This window comes from Gemmatimonadaceae bacterium (assembly GCA_037721215.1).
Taxonomy (GTDB): Bacteria; Gemmatimonadota; Gemmatimonadetes; order Gemmatimonadales; family Gemmatimonadaceae; genus UBA4720.
Genome location: JBBJNV010000018.1, coordinates 24460 through 45786 on the forward strand (window position 1 = coordinate 24460; position 21327 = coordinate 45786).

Genomic DNA, 21327 nt, shown 5'->3' on the forward strand with positions numbered 1-21327 from the left:
GAGCCGCAATGCAGGCGTCGGGCTACTTCGTCCGAAATTCGATGTAGATGTGAGTCCCCCTAAGGCTTCCAACGGAGTTGTCGATCTCAGCGTTGTGGACGGGTCGCTGAATCGTGGCGGGGTGCAGAACAATGCGCGCGTTGGGAGTCCGCACGAAGAGGGTCGATTCGTACCGAGCGGCCAGCGCAGCGCACTGAGGAAGACCGCAGCCGCGGCCTGCATGGGCGCCGTGTCGTGAGAGGCCCTGATTGAACGCCTGAATGACGAGTTCGGCATCGCTTCGCCGGGCTGCTCGTTGATCACGGATGCCTCGAATCGACGCCGGAATCCCGATACCGCTGTCGGAAACTCCGACTTGGATGCGAGGAGCTCGCGACCTGTGGTACGCTTGGAGGCACACGAATCCCGGCAGCGTGGTTCGACTATGGCTGAAAACATTGTCGACCAGCTCCCCAAGAACCGTGAAGACGTGATTCCGAAGCCGGCGCGTTTGCTCGTCGTTGCTTGGGTAGAAATTGACGAGGCTGTCGACCACCTGCCCGACGATCCGTTGCCTCTCCCCGCCCGTGACGCCGGGAATCAGTGGAGCAATCTCAACGAGACCGCTAGCTTGGCCTCTGTGAGAATCGGCACCCGAGATCGCCGGACGCGGCGGAGAGGTGGTGATTCGCGCGGACAGTAGTTGCAGAAACCCGTTGCGATCCAAGTAGCTGAACAGGCCTTCCGGGGTTGCAAACTCTAGATGAATCAATCCAGTGCCGACAGCCGCCAACTGGTTGAGGAAGGACAGCAGCCAAAGGCCGACGCCGGCGGGCACGGCGGCTCGCGCGGGGAACGTGAAAACGACGGCTCCACCAGCGCGGGCATGAGCCACCAATCGATTTCCACGCAGGATGTCCTCGAATTGACCGAGGGAGAGCCACCGAGCGGGAAGCTCCACTCGAAAAGGCGTGGACGCTGCCGAGCGATATCGGCTGCCAACCTCGGGCTTTGTCATCGGGACGCGCCCAAGCCTTCTGACCATGAACCTGTGGGCGCGTTACGAGCGGCGGACGGTTGGAGCCCGAACCATCCGCGCCTATCACTCCCTCGCCCCCACCGTGGCGAGCAAGCCGTAATCGTTCGGGGCCTCATAGCTCTCACCTCACATGTAACTCAACGAAGGGTCCGCGTGGCCTTGAAAGCGAACACGGCGTAATTCATCTGTACAGCGTTGAACACCAAGGGACGCATGAGCACGCGTATAGATCCTTACAGTTCTCAAATCAGGATGACCAACCAGATCCTGAATAGTCTGAATGTCGGCGCCCGACCCCAGGAGGTGTGTCGCAAACGAGTGTCTCAGTGAAAGGCACGTCGCTCGCTTCAATATTCCGCTGGCGCGCATCGCTCACGCAAACTCGCGCTGAACACCGTGTCATGGAGATGGTGTCGCCACCTGACACTGTTACTCTTTTCAACATACGGATTGCTCGAGCTTCTCGCCCACCTTACCTCGGTTCAACTGTCAGGCACTTTACATATCGGGCAACCCCCCATCCTCGGCTCCTTCCCATACACCAGCGTCACCGGCCCCAGCACCCGCGCAGTATCAGTCAGCGCAACACTCAACGTCATCGAACTCCCAACGACCCGTCCGCTAAATCGAGCAGGATGCGTAATCCCGCGGTCCACCGGGTACGCATCGACGTTATACGTCCCGTCTACTTCGAACCGACCATCCCCATCAACCCGTATCGGCCCGCGCGTTTCACCCAACGTGCACCCGATGTGAACATGAGCCGAGCTGTCAGTTGCGATCAGCCCCGCGTTCTCCCCGCCCCAGGTTCCTGCAATATCCGAGATTGGCGCAGCAGGTGTCGCTCTGCACGCGAGTACCACGACGACCGACAACGCAGCAGCAATCCTCAGCATGCCAGAACTCCCTTCGGTAGTGGGAAACGATACTACCCCCCAACCCCCTCACATCGCGTACAGCCCCAGCCACTCCGGCCAGTTCCCGCTCAACTCAAAAAACTCCTCGAAGTACACCAGCCCTTTCTCTTCGAGATACTCCACCACTTCTCCGATCATATCATCCGACGGCAGCGGCCCCATCACCACCAACGCCCCTTCAACCCTGAACTCGGCATCCGTCAGATTGAACCGCTGATCGATCTCCGACCGCGCCAGCCCCGACCGCTCGAACGCTTCCTTCCTGATGAATATCGATGGCAATCCAGCCGGAACGGCGATAGGCATCTGCTCTCTCTCCAAACATGATGAAGCCGCCAATTCCTGGCGCAGGCAGCGTTACCTTCAATGTATGCCAGGCAGACCACACTCACAGTCGGTTGAAGCTCACTTCGACGTCCTCGTAGTCGGCGCAGGACACGCCGGCACCGAAGCCGCCGTCGCCGCCGCCAGACTCGGCGCACGCGTAGGCCTGGTCACCAGCGCGCTCGAAACCATCGGCCAGATGTCCTGCAACCCGGCCATCGGCGGAGTCGCCAAGGGCACGGTCGTCCGCGAAGTCGACGCACTCGGCGGAATCATGGGCCGCGCAACAGACATGGCCACGCTCCAATTCCGCATGCTCAACCGCAGCAAAGGGCCCGCAGTGTGGGCACCCCGCGCGCAGTGCGATCGCGGACTCTATCGCAGAGCGGTACGCACGCTCATCGAACAGCATCAGACGCTGCACACCATCCAGGGCACCGTCGCACGGCTCATGATGTCCGAAGGATCTCGGGTTACCGGCATCGAAACCATCGAGGGACGGCGCTTCACCGCAAAGTCAGTCGTGATCACCACCGGCACCTTTCTCCGCGGCCGCATCCATATCGGCACCACGACCAATCTCGCCGGCGGCCGTGCCGGCGAATCATCGACGACCCATCTCGCCGAGCAGTTGGAAGAAGCGGGACTGACGGTGGCGCGGTTCAAGACCGGAACACCACCGCGCATCGATGGCCGCTCAGTGAGCTACTCAGCGCTCGAACGCCAGGACAGCGAGATCGACCAGTTCGATTACTCATGGTCGCATTTCCACAACGAACCGCGCCGGAATGGCACGACGACTCGCCATCCGGAACAGATGCCATGCTGGATTGCCCATATCGACAGGCAAGCGAAGCAGATCATCGAGGACAACATCAACCTTTCGGCGATGTACGGCGGCGCGATCGCGTCGCGCGGCCCTCGCTACTGCCCCTCGGTCGAAGACAAGGTGGTCAAGTTTCCAAACGCCGAGCGTCACCAGCTCTTCCTCGAGCCGGAAGGTCACGACACCTCCGAGCTATACGTGAACGGACTGTCGACATCACTGCCCGCTCCCGTCCAACTCGAGATCATGCGCACGGTGCCGGGCCTCGAAGACGTTCGCATGAACCGCGCTGGTTACGCAATCGAGTACGACTACTACCCGCCCACTCAGCTCGACGCGACGCTTCAGGTGAAGTCCATCGACGGGCTCTATTTCGCCGGCCAGATCAACGGAACCACCGGGTACGAGGAAGCCGCGGGGCAGGGAGTGGTCGCTGGACTCAACGCTGGCTTGTCCGCACTCGAGAGGGATCCTATAGTCTTCGGCCGCGAGACTTCGTACATCGGCGTTCTCGTAGATGATCTGGTTACCTGCGGTGTAGACGAACCCTACCGCCTCTTCACATCCCGCTCCGAGTTCCGGCTCACCGTCCGCCAGGACAACGCACTCGGCCGCCTAGGACATTTTGGAATCGAGCTCGGACTCTATTCATTAAAGGAGCGCGAGACAATCGACCACCGGCTCGACGAAGAACGATTGATTCGCGAGCTCGCCGAGCAGACGACTATCTCACCGTCGCAGGCGGCGCCGTTGCTGGCTTCAGCGGGAAGCGCCGCCCTCGATCAACCCGTGAGAATCGTGGAGCTCGCCCGCAGGCCCGGCGTTGCACTGAAAGATCTGCTCGATGCCGCGGCAGTGAGCAATGATTTCTCCGCGGAGGCGATTCTCACCGCCGATCTGGAGATCAGGTACCAGGGCTATTTCGAGCGGGAGAGAGAGCAGGCCGAGCGTATGAAGCAGATGGGTGGCTTTCCGCTTTCATCCGATCTCGCGTACGACGGAATGAAGTCGCTCTCTTTCGAGGCACGGCAGAAGCTCGCCACCGTACAGCCGCGCACGCTCGCGCAGGCCGCGCGAATTCCGGGCGTCAGTCCGAGCGATATTCAGAATCTGGTGATCGAAGTGGAGCGGGGAAGACGGAAGCCGGCGACTGTTTGAGCGGCGTGGCTCCCTGACGTTGTAGGAGAATCACCGCGCCCGCGATAAGTGCTCCGCCCGCTAACACTTCGAGCCCGAACTGATCCCCCAGAAAAACAGCTCCGAGTAGTGCGGTAAAGAATGGCTCCACCGTCGCGACGATACCTGTCGTAACGGGGCCCAATACCTTCAACCCCGCCATCAGCGCACCAAATGCGATGACGGTGCAGATGAGTGAAAGCATCGCGACGTATCCCCAGAGCTTTGGAGTGTCAGGCACCTGTAGCTCTCCCGTCACCAAGCCGGCGATGAAGAACGATGCCGCTACCCCCGCGACCAGATAGAACGTCGCCGTCAGCGCCGGAATTCCCTCCTGCGCGCTGGCAACAGAAGGCAGATACAGCGCGTAGAGTATGGCAGTGCCGAGCGCGAGGGTTACACCGATCGGGTTGAGCGAGCCGGCGCTGGGGGTGCCTACCATCACGACGATTCCCACCATTGCGATGACGAGCGCAACGGTCCTCATCAACGTGAGCGATTCCTTCCCGCGTGCAGCTGAAATCGCAGCGAGCCACGCAGGATATGTATAGAAGAGAAATGCCAGCGGCCCAACGGGGATGTAGTCGAGCGCAAGCAGCGAAAGGTAGGTGATCGTCGCCTGCGCCAACCCTCCGATGAGAACCAGCCGGAGTGCCTGTCGCCTGGTGATTCGCGCCGGCGGCGCAAGCTTCATCAAAACGAATAGTGTCAGCGCGCCCAGCAGATACCGCCAGAACATTGCCGCGGCGAGCGGCAGCCCGGCGCGAGAAGTCAACAGTACTATTGTAGTGAGCGACCCGAAGCAGCACGCCGACACGACGACGAGAAGTGTCGCTCTTGCAACGGATCTGGGTGGCGAAGTCATGCCCGAATTTAAGGGCTTTCTAATGCAGCTTCGCGCCCCTGTTTGCCCGCCATCCCACTACATTGCGATTCCCCCGTATGCCCTACGACCCGTTCAACGTCGAACGCAATCGACGCTCGGAAGCCGATAGACAGGACCACTTTCCAGCCTCACAACTCGTAAAAACCCCTTCCCGACCGCTCGCGTACAGACGCTTGCATCGGTGACCTGGGCTTCTGTCTGCGAACCCCGTCTGGGACTGAAAAACCCGAACGCGTACTGATCAGTGTAGCCGCACCCTGCGGGAGGCATGCCGTCGATCATCGCCATTCCCGAGAGTGCGGGTGCGGCCAGCGAAACGATGTTGCACCGTTCCGGCTCAGGCAGGAGGTTCCAGAAAATGCTGTCCGATTGTGGAATGAACAGCGCTGTAATCCGCTTCTGCGCACGAGGCAGGTCGTCCAGTGTGCGGAGGGCCGAGATGAGTCTGTAGCGGGGAGAATGTTGCAGCCCGGTCCGGAGAATTGCCTCGTCGCTGGAGTAACCCCAGGCAACGGGCGGTACAACTCCAGCGAGCGCGTAAACGTCACGCCGTATCGTGAGGTTCTGGCGCAACGCCGTTTCCTGCGCGCGTGTCACGTTGCGCAGAGCAGTACCGAGCAGCGGCAGCGCCAGGAGCACCAGCGCGACATTTGAGAGGCGCATGCCTGCGATCAATTGCGTTTTCGCAGAAATGCCGGACAGCGCATCCGGGTTCCGTTGGGGCCTGGCGAGCCACCCCGCTCCCATAGCCATGACGAGCGGCAGGGCGATCCAGCGTTGTACGTCGGAGAAATAGAATGCCGAACCGCCGTGGATCTCGAGAACGAGACCGGGAATGAAGCCAGCCACGGCAATCGCCGCGACAAGTTCGGCGTCGAGAAGCCGCCGGTCGCGAAACCGCGCGACGAGATCGCCTGACGTGCGAACGCCCTCCTCCCGCGCACGCGCAACTACATAGACCCACGACCAGAAGAGATGCACGAACGGAAACCAGATCCACCAGCCAGGCTCGATGCTCGATCGCATGAATGCGAGAGGCACTACTCCCTGGTTCTGTGACGGCAGCGAGACCACGAAGTACAACCCGACTGCGGTAATCACCGAGATTCCCGCCGCTGCAACCACGAGCGTATCGCGCCACAAACCCTGACGCAGCGCAGTCCAGCCAACCGCGCCCAGGGTTAGGATCATCAACGAGACTTTGAGAAACCCAAGCGCGGCGAGCATCAAGGGCAGCGCTACCAGCAGGAAGAGGGCAGACGGGCGGCGTCTGGAAACGATGGCACCCGAATCGTGGAACACGAGCAGCACCGCCGCGACAAAGAGGAAAACGGGCAACCCCGTGGTGTACGATTCGGAAATCAGCACGTGTGTATTCCAGATTCCCATTGCCGTGAGACCGGTGGATGGAATCACCCCGATCGTACCGGCCAGTAGCGCTCCGCCCGCGACATAGTCCAGCTCCAGCGGCTTCACCGGTGCTCTGCCCCTGCGTCGCAACGCCGCACGCACCTCCACGACGAACAGCAGAAGCGCGAACCCGAATACGGGAATCATTACGACCGTGGGGCCGAGGTTGTAAAAGGACAGGAGGTCCAGCGCGGCGAGGTCGGCCCACTGAGCGTGCAACCACGAGGCGCCGTAGTGATAGGGTATGTAAGGGACTCCATCCACGCCGGTGCTGGGAATACCGTACGCCTGAATCATGTTCCCGACAGCCGAGTTGAACAGCGCGTCGTGATGAACGTTGCCGCTGGTGGCCAGGGCCTCCTGAAACAGCGGATGCTTGTGGCGCGAGCTCCAGGCGACCCCCCCCGCCCATCCGAAAAAGAGCGACGCGGATCCGATTATTGCCAGCGCCCCGGCCAGTCCGATGGCCTTGAACCAGCGAACCATTACCCAGACGGCCGCACTCACTCCAAGCGCCATTATCAGAGTGGAGGGCGCCGCGCCAATCCTGTCGGCACTCGCGCCAGCCAATGACGTCAGCGCGATGGCGACAAGAGACAGGAATGGCTGGCATTTCCACCATTCCGGCGTACCGGCTGCGACCCTGTCCATGGACAGGCGAGTGGACGCATACAGCGGAACACAGATGATAAAGAGCGCGACACCGAGCGTTACGACGACCGGAAAGAGTGGATTGCCGAAACCGGATCGTGCGAGCAGATAAAGAACCGACAGAATCAGCGCGCCAACTATTCCGAAAACGGCAGCGCTCGCTCGTTCCCTGAACTCGATCGACTCACTCATCTCAGAGAGTCTCTGAATCGGCGCGGGAGAGCACCAGGTCTATTCGCCTGTCACGCCGCTCCAGGCCATCGCGAATCCTGCGCGGAGCTCTCACACAGGCAGGCCACATGTAGCGCCAGGGCCAGTAGCTGTTCTCCACCTTATAGACATTGAAGCCGGAATCAAGAAATGGCCGGAGAACGTCGATCGGGCGCTTCGTCTTGTCGCGCCACCAGCGGGGCGAAAGCTCCAGAAGTATCTCGAGGCTCGGGGGCGCTTCGCGAAGCATCCTGGTCATTCCCGCGAGCACTTCGTCCTCTCCACCCTCGACATCGATCTTCACGACACGAACGCCGGAGAGCTCATGCTGCCGGAGAATTTCGTCGAGCGGTAGCGCCTCGACCGTCGCCTGACGCGGCCTCCCCCAGCGGTCGACTGTGCTCGAAAGGCCGGTGTTGTGGCCCGGACCCCCATAAACCGGAAGCGAGCCGGCCTGTGCAGCCGCCGCCATGTTCACTGTACGAATATTTCCCGGCTCCCCGTTTCGCCGCAACGAATCATTCAGGTGAGCAAATACTGCTGGCGATGCTTCGACTGCGACCGCCAGTCCCTCCGCACCGATCCTGCCGGAAGCCAGCAGTGTGAAATACCCGATATTCGCCCCAACATCCACAAACACGTCGCCCGAAGTGAGGCGGCTCCGAACCAGCTGCGTGATGTCCGGTTCCCAGATACCGAAGACCCACAGGTACAATTGAATCAGGTCCGGAGGATGGCACTCGAACATCAGACCATCAGTCGCGGGCGCATCAACCGTGATCGGCCCCTTCACCGCGTGCCTCAGCCGCAGCAGAAACACGATCGCCGAGAAGGGCAGCAGCATCAGGAGAGTGATTCCCACCTTGCGCGCCGTGCTCACCTGCAGATCGTTGGTACGAAGCCGCCGCACTGATGTCCTGAGAGCGTTCAGCACCCCCGCAAATGCCCGACTGGTCCCTGCGATGCGGGGCGGTGCCAGGTCGTCAGCCATGTGATTGGGGAAGCGTCCGGCTCCCTGGTCCAATGTACTTCCAGTAGATCCTCGCGAGAGTAGCGGCAACTACGAACCGATCCGTGAGCCGGAGCTTCGAGCCCTTTACGTCGCGCCAAACCATCAACGGGCACTCGAATATGACATCGCGCACCGAAGGAAGATCGCTCGCGCGTCGGGCCTGAACCTCCCGTGCGATCATCTCCACGTCGAAGATCCAGCCCCCGATGAACGGTTCCTGGAGACGAGACACGAAACCGTCCGTCACACGGAAAAGCTTGGCGCCGCACTGTGTATCGTAGATTCCCACTCCGAGCGTGGCAGCCGCGGCGGTCGCGAACACCCGACCCATGTAGTGCCGGGCAAGATTCCGGTGGACATGTCTGCCCAGGAGATTGACGCGCGACCCGAATACCATCTCGATGCCCGGCCGATCATCCATCAGCTTCGTGAACACCGGAATGTCCTCCGCCGGCGTCGCAAGATCAGCGTCCCAGAACCCCACGTAATCAGGGTGAGCGGCGCACGCTTCGAGCAGACCGTGCCGGACAGCTTCGGCCTTGCCGCGGTTTCCCGGAAGCGATCGCACCAGGAGCTGGGTTGGATTTGATTCCCGGAGCTGCTCAAGGACCTTCAGGGTGTCATCCGTGCTTCCGTCGTCCACGAACAGAAGTCGAACGTCCGGATTCGCTGCCACGAAAGCGCTGAACGCCGCCGTATCCAGGCGCTGCGCCTCGTTATAGCAGGGAATCACCACGATTGAGTTTGACATGGGATGCGGGAGAATGTATGCGCAGCCCGGTCATTTGGCAGCCGGTCAAGGCGCGTCGGGACTTTCGCGCCATCCAGAAGCACGGCGATAGTGATTGAGTCCTTGTGCACATCCATCCCGAGCCCCTTGGTTTCATCGGTCTCATCGGTCTCATCGGTCTCCAGTCCCTTATCGCTGAGCGCGCCAAGCTGCCGCAGCAAGCCTTGGTTCATATTTGTTCTCGCATCGGCCAATTTGCTTTGCTTCGGCACGCCTTTGTGCCTGTGCAACCGGGGCCTCCCCGCACATCTCTACGAGCCCGGCGAACGCAGGATCATCGAATACCGTATCGACGAGGGGAAAACAGTACGCGATTTCGCCGAGCAGCCGCCGATTACCCCGCATGAAGCTGCGCCGTTGCTGGCGGCTGTAGCAAGCTCGGCAATCGATCATCCCGTGACGATCATCGAGCTGGCCCGCAGGCATGGCGTCGCCCTCGGCGATTTGCTCGAAGCAGCGGGAGCAGGCGAGAATATTTCCAGCGAAGCTGTACTCAAGGCCGATCTGGAAATCAGATATGAAGGCTATTCCGAGCGGGAGCGAGCGCAGGCCGAGCGGATGAAACAGATGGGGGATTTCGCGCTCACTGCTGAGATTCCGTATGACGGTATGCAGTCATTGTCGTTCGAGGCCCGGCAGAAGCTGGGGTCCATTCAGCCCCGCACGCTCGGTCAGGCCGCGCGCATTCCGGGAGTCAGTCCGAGCGACATCCAGAATCTGCTGATCGAGTTGGAGCGGGGAAGACGGAAGGGGGCTGTGGGCTAGGGGTAGGTTTGCCCTGCCATTAGAGCAGAATCACCGCACCCGCGATCATCGCGCCTCCGGCGAGCACCTCTGGTCCGAGTTGATCGGATAGAAAAACCGCTCCGAGAAGAGTTGTGAAAAAGGGCTCGATCGTTGCGACGATGCCAGTCCTGACTGGCCCCAGTGTTCTCAGCCCTGCGAGCAACGCCCCGAATGCCATCACTGTGCAGAGGACAGCAAGTAGTACGACGTATCCCCAGAGTGCTGGAGTTTGCGGCAATCCAAGCTCTCCGGTTGCGACACCAGCGATGAGGAACGACGCCGCAACTCCCGCAACGAGATAGAAGGTTGCCGTAATTGCTGGAACGCCCTTCTGCGCGCTGGCGATTGCCGGCAGGTAAAGCGCATACAGCAGCGCCGTACCGCCGCGAGCGCCAGACCTGTAGGATTGAGCGAGCCTGCGCTGGGCGCGCCCACCATTACTACGATTCCTCCCATGGCGATCGCAAGCGCAATTACTCTTGTTGAAGTGAGTGGTTCCTTGCCCCGGGTGGCTGAGATCGCCGTCAGCCAGGCGGGATATGTATAGAATAGAAACGCGAGCAGTGCCACCGGCATGTAGTCGAGTGCAAGCAGTGACAGATACGTAATGACTGCCTGTGCCAGTCCTCCGGTCAGCCTGAGCCAGGCTGCCTGACGTCGGGATATCGCAGCACGGGGCGCGGTTCGCACCAGCATCATCAGAATTAGCGCAGCAAGCAGATAGCGCCAGAACATCGCCGTGACGAGCGACATGCCGGTGCGCGTTGCAAACAGAACGATTGTAGTGAGTGAACCGAAGCAGCAGGCAGATACGACTACGAGCAGTGTTGCTCTGGCGACAGACCTGTCGGTTGATTGCATGTGCACCAATGTACCCGCGCTGTGCTACCGAGCCGAAAGCACGCCGGGTTTCTGGCCACGATTGCACGGGTTCGCCATTATACCGTATCGATCGAAGCAGATGCTGCGTTATATGGCAACGAGTGTAATGAGGATTCGCGTCACTTGAGCTCACCCACCATTACCGATCTGGAGGCCCTGAAACCTTCGGCGCCCGAGGATCCCTCGAAGGATCTCGGATTTGGATCCGAGGTGGCGAGGGAAAGTCACAAGCGGCTGTTGAACCGTGACGGGAGCTTCAATGTCGCGAGATACGGGCTCAAGCCGTTCTCGGCGCTGAGCTTCTATCACTGGTCGTTATCGGTAACCTGGCCGCGCTTTCTCGGATTTCTCGCGGCTGCCTATCTCGTCATCAATCTTGTGTTCGCTGTCGGATACCTGCTTTGTGGACCTGACGCCATTCAGGGGCTGCCCGCAGAAACGATGGGCGGAGAATTTCTGCGGGCATTCTTCTTCAGCGTCGAGACTTTTGCGACTATAGGGTATGGCCATATCGCGCCGGTCGGAGTAGCGGCAAACGTGCTGGTGACCATTGAGGCACTTCTCAATATTGTCGGTGTCGCACTCGCTACCGGAGTAGTGTTTGCACGGTTCTCGCGACCGACGACGAAGATCATTTACAGCCGGAACGCTGTGGTCGCGCCTTATCGCGGGATATCGGCGCTGATGTTCAGAATTGCGAATGCAAGGAGCAGCCAGATCATCGAAGTCGAGGCGACGCTGATCCTGAGCCGCATCGAGCTGACCCAGAAAGGTGTCGCGAGGAAGTTTCACGACCTGAAACTGGAGCGGACACGGGTGGTGTTCTTCCCGCTGAGCTGGACCCTTGTGCATCCTATTGACGAATCCAGTCCACTCGCGGGGCTGACCGCTGCGGATCTCGAGGGAAGTGATGCCGAGATTCTCATTCTTCTGACCGGCACCGATGAAACTTCCTCGCAGACCGTCCACTCGCGATCCTCTTACAAGCCAGCAGAAATCATCTGGAACGCCAATTTCGCGAGTATTTTCAGACGGAGTGACAGGGAGGGGATAATGGGAATGGATGTCAGCCGGCTCCATGATGTGGAGCGTCTGTGATATTATCGAGCCCCGAGGTATCATGTGGTTTTCCGTGGTGCCGGTACGCACCTGCAAGCTGCGGGCGCGATGACTCACAAAGCCGTTGACTTGGGAGGTATGGTGGAGTGTGCAAGTCCGGCTGTCCAAACACGTCTTACTCCATGGTGGTGTGACGCTCGTTGTTTTGGCGACCACCGAAGACTACGTGCTCTTTGTCTTGTCTGCGTTCGCTCACAATTCTATCAGATCCAAAAACCATGTTGAAAATTGCACTTGTCGCTTGTAGTCTTATTTCGGCGCCACTATCAGCACAAAATACCGACATTAATGCGTCATTTCCAAGTACTATTATGGTAGTGGCGCGAGGTGAGGTAAAAGTTTCGCCGGACCGTGCAGCAATTCAGATCAGTGTGCAAACAAAAGCCCCAACCGCAGCAGCGGCAGCTTCCCAGAATGCTGTCAAGCTGAAGTCAGTGATCGATGCAATTCGGGCATTGGGTCTCGCTGCCAATCAGGTTACCACCAGCAGCTACAACGTTTATCCCGAGCAGCGTTATCAACCAAACCGAGAGCCGGTTATCGTAGGCTACAATGTGACCAACACACTTCTCGTCGAAGTTCGGACGTTGACGCAGGTCGGCCCTGTCATAGATGCTGCGCTGGCAAAAGGTGCGAATATGGTCACATCGCTGCAGTTTTTCGCTTCAAACACCGAAGCTGCCAGGCGCGAAGCCATTGCGCTCGCAATCCAGAAGGCTAAAGCTGAGGCCGAAGCAGCAGCGCGCGCTGCCGGCGGCACTCTTGGAAGTATTATTGAAATCGGCATTGGGGCTTACCATCCGCCACCGCCGCGCCCGCCGATGATGATGCGTTCGACAGCGGGTGACGTTGCCGCGATGGCAGATACTCCCATCAGCCCGGGAGAGCAGACAGTGGCTGTGGAGGTTACCACTCGGTGGAGCTTGGTCGGCGGTACACGCTAGCAGGGGGCGCCAAATCGATTGCGTTTCATTTTCACGTGAAACAATTTTTACGTGACACATCTGGCGCTCGATTGGCTTGCCTATCCTATCCTCTTTCGGTATTCGGTCGAGAGGGGTACCCGGCCGTCGTTGTGGGTTGCGGGTTGCGGTTAGCGGTTAGCGCGTAGCCATGGAACAGGTAACAGGTAACGGGTAACTGGTAAACAGGTGACAGATTACAGTTTACCGGTAACGGGCTGTGCAGCACCCTCTAAGGGAAAATGCGTGCCCGCAAAAGTGAGTCAAAAACGCTCGACTTACCTAGGATCCCGGTCCTATCTCTACCAGTCGCGAGTCGTGTGTGTGGGCTATCTGCCTGATTCAATGCCAGCTCTCCGTACATTTGCTAAAATCAACTTCGAAAAGCGGGCAGGGGTGTGGGTCACGTCATTGCAATCGCAAACCAGAAGGGCGGAGTCGGCAAAACCACTACCGCCGTTAACCTCGCGGCGAGCCTCGCCGTCGCTGAACAGCGAACACTGCTCATCGACGGCGATCCACAGGGAAATGCCAGCAGTGGCGTCGGATTGCGGGTAGCGGAGCCGCGACTCACTCTATATGAAGCGCTGATCGGCCAGACGACAATCGACAAAGTTGTAAAAACCGCGATCCAGATACCCGGTCTCGACGTGGTACCCTCAAACTCAGACCTCGCCGGCGCCGAGATTGAGCTTGTCGATCGTGCCGACCGGAATCTTGCAATGCGCGATGCGTTGTCGACAATCCGCGACAACTACGACTTCATTATCATTGACTGCCCGCCATCGCTGGGGCTCATTACGCTCAATATCCTGAGCGCCGCGGACGCTATCCTCATTCCGCTACAGTGCGAATACTACGCCCTCGAAGGCCTGACCCAGTTGCTGAGCACGGTAACCCGGATTCAGCATGGCGCCAATCCAGACCTTTCAATCGTCGGAGTTCTGCTCACGATGTACGATGCCCGACTCAATCTCTCGCGCCAGGTCGCCGCGGATGCGCGCGCCTATTTTGACGCTACGGTTTTTGAAACCGTTATCCCCAGAAACGTTCGGCTCGCCGAGGCGCCGAGCTTCGGTAAACCGATTATTCTCTACGATATTACATCGATTGGTGCGAAAGCCTATCGGTCACTCGCAACCGAGCTGATGGCAAGAACCGCAACGGATAAACATCATTTAACAACTGAAAAATATGGCAACTGACAAATCTACTCAGCGACTCGGCCGCGGCCTGGACGCGCTGTTCAACGCGAAGCCGAGCGACGATGTAACCAGTGAGGGAACGAGCGCCCTCCGCGAGATCGCAGTCGCCAACATCAGCAGCAACCCATTCCAGCCGCGAAAAAACTTCGCTGCCTCCGAGCTGGGTGAACTTCAGGAAAGTCTCAAGGCCACCGGCCTGCTGCAACCGATTACCGTCCGTCCCGCACCAAATCAGACAAACAGATTCGAGCTGATAGCCGGCGAACGTCGCCTGCGGGCTGCGGCCAACATCGGCTGGAAAACGATAACTGCGGTCGTCAAAGATCTCACCGATCAGGAAATCCTGACCCTGGCACTTGTAGAAAATCTCCAGCGCTCCGATCTCAATCCCATCGAGGAGGCAGAAGGCTACGATCGGCTGATCAAGGAGTTCGGATATACCCAGCAAACTGTCGCGACGATGGTGGGGAAGGACCGATCCACGATTGCAAATGTCCTTCGGATTCTCCAGTTGCCTGCCGCCGTACGCCAGCTTCTCCGGGAAAACCGGATCACCCCCGGGCACGCCCGCCCTCTGCTCGGACTGAAGGACGAAGCAATCATCATCGCCCTCGCAAAAGAAATAGTCAGCAAGGGATTGAGTGCGCGCGACGTGGAACGGCGGGCGAGAGAAGGAGAGAGCGCCCGAGCGACAGCACGTCGAGGCAGGCCGAAACGGGTTGATTCACGCTCTGCAGAACTGAGGAGCATCGAAGAAAAGTTCAGGAAATACCTCCAGACAGATGTGACGATAACATTGAAATCCAATGAAAGGGGATCGATCAGTATCCATTTTTATTCCGCTGACGACCTTGAGCGGCTCAGCGACCTGATCGGGATAGCCCGTACTCCACAATGATTCCACAAGCGTGCAACCTCGTGCCATCGCACTACTTACATACCCGGTCAACCAATTTCGACCGTAAGTTGTCCACATGGATCTGGGTGGCCGGATTAATTATCTTCGGCGCTTGTTCGGGTAACGGGGGCGAAACTCCGCCCAATAGCCAAGCCACACTGAAAGTCGCCCTGCTGACCCCAGGCCCGATTTCGGATAAATCCTGGAACGGCGGCGCATACGAAGGACTGATGCGCATCAAGGACAGCCTCGGCGCTGAAGTCAGCCATATCCAGACCCGCACACCCGCCGAATTCGAAGAAAACTTCCGGCAGTACGGAGCAAAGGGATTCGACATTGTGTTCGGTCACGGCTTTGAATTTCAGGACGCAGCGGTCAGAGTCGCACCATCGTTTCCTAAAACGGTTTACGTGACAACCTCCGGAACCCGAGTCGCAAAAAATGTCACTGGAGTGGAGTTCGCATTCGAGGAAGCATCATACCTTGCTGGAATCGTGGCTGGCGCAGCAACCAAAACAGGCACTATTGGCGTAATTGGTGGCACGGAGCTCCCGCCGGTAAAACGAAGCTTCGCCGCTTTTGAGCAAGGCGCCAGATCAATCAATCCCGCAGTCAAAGTGATTGTCTCATACATCGGAAACTGGGACGACATCAGCGCCGGAAAGGAACAGGCTCTCGCGCAGATTTCACGGAAGGTCGACGTGATCTTCCAGAACGCCGATGCAGCTGGCCTCGGAGTTTTTCAGGCAGTTAAAGAGGCAAACGGCGTAAGAATCATCGGATCGAACGCCGACCAGAATCAGATCGCCCCTCAACAAACCCTCGGTAGCGTCGTCATTGACCTGCCGCGAGCATTCCTGATGATCGCCCGGGAAATCAGCGAACCGAACTTTACCTCCCACGTATTTGCACTCGGCATCAAGACCGGCGTCGTGAAACTCGTGCTGAATCCAGTGCTCGCATCCACCGTGCTGCCTGCAACCAAAGCCGCTATCGACTCCACGACAAAGCTCATGGTTGCCGGCGCATCGACGAGCCCTCTCGATCCTCGTGCCACCAACAGTGAGCCCGCAAGGTGACAAGCACGGCGGAGATCGTTGACTATCTCGACGAACTCCTTGAAACTGCAACGACGCCCGATTTTCCCAATGCTATCAACGGGCTACAGCTGGCCAACACCGGAACTGTCAAAAAAATTGCGGCATGTGTGGATCTCTCGACACGATCAGCAACAGCTGCGGTAGCGGCAGGTGCTCAGCTTATGCTCGTTCATCACGGGATGTTCTGGTCCGGCCTGAGACCTCTCACCGGCGCGGTCTACCACCGCACGAAATTGCTGATCGAGCACAACGTAGCCGTCTATTCGTCGCATCTACCCCTGGACAAACACCCCGAATTCGGGAATAACGTCCTGCTGGCCAGACATCTTGGACTCAATCCGACTAAGGATTTCGCAAAGTTCAAGACAATCAGTATCGGTGTGAGAGGAGTGTCCGACATTCTTACCGCCGACATTGTAGATCGAGCCCGCACGTTTGCGAGAGAAAACGGCGGTGATGTGGTATCGACTTCCATTCCGCCTGAAAGACAGACACTTCATTGGGCCATCTGCACCGGCTCCGGCGCGTCTGCCGACACACTTCTCGAGGCGTCAGCACTGGGCGTCGACACCCTCATTGTCGGCGAGGGACCTCACTGGACGGCGATCGAAGGCGATGAATCAGGCATCGCAATCATCTATGCAGGCCATTACGCCACTGAGACGCTGGGCGTGTTCGTCCTTGCGCGTCATGTTGCCGATCGGTTTCAGCTCGAGTGGACACCAATTCACGCGCCTACCGGACTTTGAGCGCATCCGCTTGCCCACCGGCGGCAATTCATGATCCAAGCGACAGCGGTCAGATATCGCTCGACATGCTGGAAATATCGAAAAAGTTCGGGCATCAGGTAGCACTCGACTCTGTCTCGCTGAGTGTAAAGCCCGGGACCGTCCATGCCCTACTGGGCGAAAATGGCGCCGGCAAGACAACGCTCATGCGGATTGCCTTCGGCCTGATAAAGCCTGACTCGGGTGCTATCCGAATTCGCGGGCACGAAGCGAAGTTCACGTCCCCGGCTGACGCAATCAAACGGCGAATCGGAATGGTTCACCAGCATCACGCCCTGGTGCCATCGATGTCGGTTGCGGAAAACATCGCGCTTGGAGGCAGGGGACGATACAGATCGGACCGAACGGCTGAACTTGTACGCGCCGTTGGCGACAGAACCGGCCTTCGTCTGGAACCCGATAGAATCGTAAGCACACTCACGAGTGCAGATCGCCAGAAACTGGAAATAATCAGGGCATTCGCTCACGATGTTTCCATCCTCATCCTCGACGAGCCCGCAACCATATTATCGGAGGCTGACGCCCGCGATCTCTTTGTGCAGCTGCGCGTCTTCGCCGGGAATGGGGGCAGCGTAGTGCTGATTACCCACAAGTTGCGTGACGCCATGAAACACGCCGACGAAGTGACGGTGCTGCGTCGCGGTCAAAGAGTCCTGAACGCATCGGTTTCGCAACTAACCGAGGCATCGGTGACAGCAGCGATGCTGGGACGGCCTGTTGCAAGAGCGGTGACGCCCGGCCGCGACAGGCCGGCAACTACACTCGAACCGACGATCGTGCTAAAGGATGCCGTTATTTCGTCCACCGGCGGAGTTGACAGCTTAAGCGCTATAAATCTCGAGATTCGTGGCGGGGAGATTGTCGGTATTGCAGCACTCGACGGGGCAGCCCGATCACTGCTGCGCACAATCGCCGGACGTACCATGGTTGTTTCAGGATCGGTTTCCATTCCCACAGCCGTGGGATTTGTCCCCGAGAATCGACAGGAGGATGCAATTCTTCCGGATGCATCACTGTTCGACAACATCGCGTTGAAGAACTCGGGACAGCGAAATGGTCTCCTCGACTGGCACCATATCCGGCAACTTACGATGAACGTCGTACATCAGTTCGATGTGCGAACAGATGACCCTGGCCAGCCGGTAAGCACGCTTTCGGGAGGTAATCAGCAGCGATTCGTACTCGGCCGGGAACTCCAGGGAAATCCGGCAGCGATTGTTCTCGAAAATCCCACTCAGGGACTCGACGTTCAAGCGGCTGCCGACATCCACCACCGATTGCGTACTGCAAGCGACTCTGGCTGCACAGTGGTTTTTTATTCAAGCGATCTCGACGAGATTGCCGAGCTTTCGCATCGGGTCTTTGTCGTCAACAACCGGAAACTGCTTTCTGTTGAGCCGGAAAGGTATGCAATCGGCCGGGCACTGCTCGGTGTCGAGGGCGTGAATTCCAGTGACCGTGCCGCGAACAATGGCGACCCGCGTTATCGATCAGCAGATCAACACCAATGATGAACTGCTTTGCAATAAGGTGCTGATCCACCAATGATGTCGCAGTCATGATCGAATACGTGCTACTCGGCGATGCGCTGGTGAGAGCGACCCCGCTGATTATTGCCGGGCTGGCAGTTGCCGTCGCTTTCCGCGCCGGAGTTCTGAATATTGGCGCCGAGGGACAGTTGCTGGTTGGTGCCGCCACATCAGTCGCTGTCAGTGTGAGCGCAGCCGCTATCGGCATCGCCGTCATTCCACTTGCACTGGTGGCGGGCGCTGTTGCCGGTGCGCTATGGGCAGGTATTGCCGCTGAGCTCAGAAGGCGATTTCATGTGCTCGAGATCATCAGTACGATCATGCTCAACTTCATCGCGCTGCACATGGTGTCGTTCCTGGTAAGGGGTCCGCTCCAGGAGCCGTCGCGAATCTATCCGCAAACCGAATCATTACCACTTGCTGCGCAGCTTCCGATCATCGCTCCCGGAACCCGCCTGCACCTCGGGTTTCTCATAGCGATCGCCATCGCTTGTCTGCTCGCGTGGGTCTTTCGGAGTACCGCCGCCGGCTTTCGCATCCGGGCAGTCGGCTCTAACCGCAGCGCGGCCGCCAGTGCCGGAATGATCAATGTCGACCGCACCACATATCGCGTCTTCCTCATCAGCGGTTCTCTTGCCGGCCTGGCCGGCGCTGTTGAAGTGAGCGGGGTGACGTTCGCCCTTTACGAAAATATTTCTCCCGGATACGGCTACACTGCCATTGCCGTTGCGCTGATCGCCGGGTTGAAGCCGACACGAGTGATCGCGTCAGGCATCTTCTTCGGAATTCTGGAAACGGGTGCTGGCGCGCTTCAACGCGATTTCGGAATTCCGTCATCTACAGCCCTGGTCACCGAAGCGTTACTGATTCTGCTCGCGATTGGCCTCGCCAGCATTCGTGGCCGGTCGACGCATCCGTTCTCAAGCAGGTGACTCGTTGAGTGCATTCGAGGCGTTCATGGAAGGGACGATCCGCACGGCGACACCCCTTGCGTTTGCGGCGCTGGGCGAGACAGTGGTCGAGCGCTCTGGCTTGATAAACATCGGCCTCGAAGGAGCGATCATTGCTGGCGCATTCGGGGGATTCGTGGCAGCAGGATTCGGGGGAGCGTGGTTTGGGTTTGCAGCCGCCGGAATCTCGGGGATTGCGGTTGCATTGGTTTTCGCGTTCTTCGCCGTCCGTCTGAGAGCAGATCAGATAATTGCCGGAACCGCCATCAGTCTTCTCGCACTCGGAATAACCGCAACTCTCAACCGTCTTCTTTTCGGAAGCGATTCATCCACGGCGGGCATTTCCACCATGGAGACATTGCCCATCCCGGGTTTGTCATCCCTTCCGATCATTGGACGTGCCCTGTTTTCGCAACCTCCCATTACCTACCTGCTTTACCTTGCCATTCCAGCAACCTGGTGGTGGATGTACCGCACCCATGCCGGCCTTGGCCTCCGAGCAACGGGTGAAGATCCGCGGGCCGCGATCGTCGCTGGAGTTCCGGTAAACCGGCTACAGTATGGTGCGGTCCTGTTTGGCGGCTTCATGGGCGGTATTGCAGGCGGCACTCTCGTGATTGCGCAGGCAGGCAGCTTCGCCGAGGGGATGTCGGCAGGACGCGGCTTCATTGCAGTGGCAATCGTGGTATTGGGGCGGTGGCATCCGGTGGGAGCAGCTGGCGCGGCAGTCGTATTCGGCGCAGCCAGTGCACTTCAGTATCTGTTTCAGGCGATGGGGTGGTCACTGCCATATCAGGTATTTCTTGCCTTGCCTTATGTCCTGACGCTGCTCGTCCTGGCTAGTGTCACTGGCCGCGCGAGCGCACCCGCGGGTCTTGGGAAGTGGGGCACCACCGACTGACCTTTTCCCTCCAGTTCAACAGCTCGTGTACGCGCTCTTCCACATCACGCGCCACTGACCTCCGCTGACACGTTCGAGAAGTCCTACTCTCCATCCTTCTCCGTCCTCGAATGTTACGGCAATCGCCGTCTGTCCTGTCTCCACCAGGTTCATGACTGCCAGTATTTCGTTCGTTCGGACAGAATCCTCGGCGCCCGATGCGCGTGATTGAAATACTTCACGATACGATCCGCCGGAACGCTCTGCGATTACAAGAAAATGCTCCTGCCTGGGGTTGGCTTCTTCGTTGATCTTTCGCACCACGCTGGCGATGAAACCCCTGGTCGACACGACGGGGAAGCGGTATGCCTTCCTTACGGAGAATGGAAGTCCGTGAAAGGCCGAATCGCCTCGTTGGGAGTAGGGCATGACAATCCGTAAGATTTCCGCAGTAAATGCAGCGGAATCCGCGTCACTCATGCCTTCGATTGAATCGAGTGGTACTCCTTTCATGCGGCCTTCCTCGAACCCAACCCGCCACGGCCGTTTCGGGCGCTGGGAAATCCTGCCTTGCGGCCATGACTGGCAAGAGTCTGCGCTGGTCGATGCGCCGGCCGCCTGAAATACTGCTTCCCCTGCGAGCCCGCCAGGACCAAAAAGTTCGACACGCGAGTTCGACAGCACAGAAGAGTCAGACTGTCTCGAGCTGGCGAGCGTGTTATCAGTCAGTCCGGGAAGAATCACTGCCGCGCTGAGGGGATCATTCGTCGTGGAAAGAATTAGCGCCGGTCCCGCTGCCTCATCCCAGCCAGTGCTCGGTAGCACCGGAGCAACAACGGCTGGCGCGCGAGCGCTCATCGCCGCGGAATCCGCTGCTGCCTTTCTGGAGTCGTCATCACATGCGAGAACGGCGGCATACAGGAGAATGGCTACTGGAACGACAACGCGACGCGAATTCATAAGTGGTAATTTGCAGTCGCTCATGGAAACCCGAAACCATACATGATC

At 58.8% G+C, this 21327-nt stretch carries 21 protein-coding genes and 1 pseudogene; 11 read left to right on the forward strand and 11 right to left on the reverse strand.

What is annotated here, in order from left to right:
- Positions 1-22: 22 nt before the first annotated feature.
- The 3 genes from WKF55_10825 to WKF55_10835 form a co-directional block, all read right to left on the reverse strand.
- Positions 23-997, reverse strand: a complete 975-nt coding sequence (locus WKF55_10825) for an ATP-binding protein (protein MEJ7760068.1) — start codon at positions 995-997, stop codon at positions 23-25.
- Positions 998-1500: 503 nt separating this feature from the next.
- Positions 1501-1914: a hypothetical protein gene (locus tag WKF55_10830; GenBank protein ID MEJ7760069.1), complete on the reverse strand. Its 414-nt coding sequence runs from the start codon at positions 1912-1914 to the stop codon at positions 1501-1503.
- A gap of 48 nt (positions 1915-1962) precedes the next feature.
- On the reverse strand, positions 1963-2241 hold the full coding sequence (locus WKF55_10835; GenBank protein ID MEJ7760070.1) for a hypothetical protein: 279 nt from the start codon (positions 2239-2241) through the stop codon (positions 1963-1965).
- 64 nt (positions 2242-2305) lie between these two features.
- Between WKF55_10835 and mnmG the strand changes: the two genes are divergently transcribed.
- Positions 2306-4243: a tRNA uridine-5-carboxymethylaminomethyl(34) synthesis enzyme MnmG gene (gene mnmG, locus WKF55_10840; protein MEJ7760071.1), complete on the forward strand. Its 1938-nt coding sequence runs from the start codon at positions 2306-2308 to the stop codon at positions 4241-4243.
- Here the strand turns inward: mnmG and WKF55_10845 are convergent.
- The 5 genes from WKF55_10845 to WKF55_10865 form a co-directional block, all read right to left on the reverse strand.
- A complete protein-coding gene (locus WKF55_10845) occupies positions 4173-5126 on the reverse strand; it encodes a DMT family transporter (protein MEJ7760072.1) in 954 nt (317 codons plus the stop codon). The genes mnmG and WKF55_10845 overlap by 71 nt on opposite strands.
- A gap of 93 nt (positions 5127-5219) precedes the next feature.
- The gene (locus WKF55_10850; protein MEJ7760073.1) at positions 5220-7400 is read right to left on the reverse strand and encodes a hypothetical protein; all 2181 of its coding nucleotides are present in this window, start codon (positions 7398-7400) and stop codon (positions 5220-5222) included.
- Between the two features lies 1 nt (position 7401).
- A complete protein-coding gene (locus WKF55_10855) occupies positions 7402-8409 on the reverse strand; it encodes an FkbM family methyltransferase (GenBank protein ID MEJ7760074.1) in 1008 nt (335 codons plus the stop codon).
- Positions 8402-9181 (reverse strand): glycosyltransferase, encoded by a 780-nt coding sequence (locus tag WKF55_10860; protein ID MEJ7760075.1) that lies wholly within the window; start codon positions 9179-9181, stop codon positions 8402-8404. The genes WKF55_10855 and WKF55_10860 overlap by 8 nt, the downstream gene beginning before the upstream one ends.
- Positions 9160-9393, reverse strand: coding sequence for a hypothetical protein (locus WKF55_10865; protein MEJ7760076.1), 234 nt, complete (start codon positions 9391-9393; stop codon positions 9160-9162). The genes WKF55_10860 and WKF55_10865 overlap by 22 nt, the downstream gene beginning before the upstream one ends.
- A 43-nt stretch (positions 9394-9436) precedes the next feature.
- On the opposite strand from WKF55_10865, the gene WKF55_10870 reads away from it, so the two are divergent.
- Entirely contained in the window at positions 9437-9985 is a 549-nt protein-coding gene (locus WKF55_10870; protein MEJ7760077.1) for a hypothetical protein, read from the forward strand.
- A gap of 19 nt (positions 9986-10004) precedes the next feature.
- Here the strand turns inward: WKF55_10870 and WKF55_10875 are convergent, their stop codons facing one another.
- Entirely contained in the window at positions 10005-10556 is a 552-nt protein-coding gene (locus tag WKF55_10875; protein ID MEJ7760078.1) for a DMT family transporter, read from the reverse strand.
- Positions 10451-10867, reverse strand: a pseudogene (locus tag WKF55_10880) (EamA family transporter). The gene WKF55_10875 and the pseudogene WKF55_10880 overlap by 106 nt, the downstream one beginning before the upstream one ends.
- Before the next feature lie 144 nt (positions 10868-11011).
- On the opposite strand from WKF55_10880, the gene WKF55_10885 reads away from it, so the two are divergent.
- The 9 genes from WKF55_10885 to WKF55_10925 all read left to right on the forward strand — a co-directional run bounded on the left by WKF55_10885 (position 11012) and on the right by WKF55_10925 (position 20340).
- The gene (locus WKF55_10885) at positions 11012-11986 is read left to right on the forward strand and encodes an ion channel (GenBank protein ID MEJ7760079.1); all 975 of its coding nucleotides are present in this window, start codon (positions 11012-11014) and stop codon (positions 11984-11986) included.
- Between the two features lie 239 nt (positions 11987-12225).
- A complete protein-coding gene (locus WKF55_10890; protein ID MEJ7760080.1) occupies positions 12226-12951 on the forward strand; it encodes an SIMPL domain-containing protein in 726 nt (241 codons plus the stop codon).
- 416 nt (positions 12952-13367) lie between these two features.
- Complete coding sequence (locus WKF55_10895) at positions 13368-14174, forward strand: AAA family ATPase (protein ID MEJ7760081.1); 807 nt, start codon at positions 13368-13370, stop codon at positions 14172-14174.
- A complete protein-coding gene (locus WKF55_10900) occupies positions 14164-15072 on the forward strand; it encodes a ParB/RepB/Spo0J family partition protein (GenBank protein MEJ7760082.1) in 909 nt (302 codons plus the stop codon). Before WKF55_10895 ends, WKF55_10900 begins: the two co-directional genes overlap by 11 nt.
- Positions 15069-16151 (forward strand): BMP family protein, encoded by a 1083-nt coding sequence (locus tag WKF55_10905; GenBank protein MEJ7760083.1) that lies wholly within the window; start codon positions 15069-15071, stop codon positions 16149-16151. The genes WKF55_10900 and WKF55_10905 overlap by 4 nt, the downstream gene beginning before the upstream one ends.
- Positions 16148-16921, forward strand: a complete 774-nt coding sequence (locus WKF55_10910; GenBank protein MEJ7760084.1) for a Nif3-like dinuclear metal center hexameric protein — start codon at positions 16148-16150, stop codon at positions 16919-16921. Before WKF55_10905 ends, WKF55_10910 begins: the two co-directional genes overlap by 4 nt.
- Positions 16918-18471 carry an ATP-binding cassette domain-containing protein gene (locus WKF55_10915; GenBank protein ID MEJ7760085.1) on the forward strand — a complete coding sequence of 518 codons (1554 nt, stop codon included), beginning with the start codon at positions 16918-16920 and terminating at the stop codon, positions 18469-18471. Before WKF55_10910 ends, WKF55_10915 begins: the two co-directional genes overlap by 4 nt.
- 47 nt (positions 18472-18518) lie before the next feature.
- On the forward strand, positions 18519-19421 hold the full coding sequence (locus tag WKF55_10920; protein MEJ7760086.1) for an ABC transporter permease: 903 nt from the start codon (positions 18519-18521) through the stop codon (positions 19419-19421).
- Between the two features lie 4 nt (positions 19422-19425).
- Positions 19426-20340, forward strand: a complete 915-nt coding sequence (locus tag WKF55_10925) for an ABC transporter permease (protein MEJ7760087.1) — start codon at positions 19426-19428, stop codon at positions 20338-20340.
- A 15-nt stretch (positions 20341-20355) separates the two neighbouring features.
- Here the strand turns inward: WKF55_10925 and WKF55_10930 are convergent, their stop codons facing one another.
- Complete coding sequence (locus WKF55_10930; GenBank protein MEJ7760088.1) at positions 20356-21279, reverse strand: hypothetical protein; 924 nt, start codon at positions 21277-21279, stop codon at positions 20356-20358.
- Between the last annotated feature and the right edge of the window lie 48 nt (positions 21280-21327).

Coding starts and splice junctions, on each gene's coding strand:
- WKF55_10825 (MEJ7760068.1), bottom strand. CDS start 997: ATGACAAAGCCCGAGGTTGGCAGCCGATATCGCTCGGCAGCGTCCACG.
- WKF55_10830 (MEJ7760069.1), bottom strand. CDS start 1,914: ATGCTGAGGATTGCTGCTGCGTTGTCGGTCGTCGTGGTACTCGCGTGC.
- WKF55_10835 (MEJ7760070.1), bottom strand. CDS start 2,241: ATGCCTATCGCCGTTCCGGCTGGATTGCCATCGATATTCATCAGGAAG.
- mnmG (MEJ7760071.1), top strand. CDS start 2,306: ATGCCAGGCAGACCACACTCACAGTCGGTTGAAGCTCACTTCGACGTC.
- WKF55_10845 (MEJ7760072.1), bottom strand. CDS start 5,126: ATGACTTCGCCACCCAGATCCGTTGCAAGAGCGACACTTCTCGTCGTC.
- WKF55_10850 (MEJ7760073.1), bottom strand. CDS start 7,400: ATGAGTGAGTCGATCGAGTTCAGGGAACGAGCGAGCGCTGCCGTTTTC.
- WKF55_10855 (MEJ7760074.1), bottom strand. CDS start 8,409: ATGGCTGACGACCTGGCACCGCCCCGCATCGCAGGGACCAGTCGGGCA.
- WKF55_10860 (MEJ7760075.1), bottom strand. CDS start 9,181: ATGTCAAACTCAATCGTGGTGATTCCCTGCTATAACGAGGCGCAGCGC.
- WKF55_10865 (MEJ7760076.1), bottom strand. CDS start 9,393: ATGAACCAAGGCTTGCTGCGGCAGCTTGGCGCGCTCAGCGATAAGGGA.
- WKF55_10890 (MEJ7760080.1), top strand. CDS start 12,226: ATGTTGAAAATTGCACTTGTCGCTTGTAGTCTTATTTCGGCGCCACTA.
- WKF55_10900 (MEJ7760082.1), top strand. CDS start 14,164: ATGGCAACTGACAAATCTACTCAGCGACTCGGCCGCGGCCTGGACGCG.
- WKF55_10905 (MEJ7760083.1), top strand. CDS start 15,069: ATGATTCCACAAGCGTGCAACCTCGTGCCATCGCACTACTTACATACC.
- WKF55_10920 (MEJ7760086.1), top strand. CDS start 18,519: ATGATCGAATACGTGCTACTCGGCGATGCGCTGGTGAGAGCGACCCCG.
- WKF55_10930 (MEJ7760088.1), bottom strand. CDS start 21,279: ATGAATTCGCGTCGCGTTGTCGTTCCAGTAGCCATTCTCCTGTATGCC.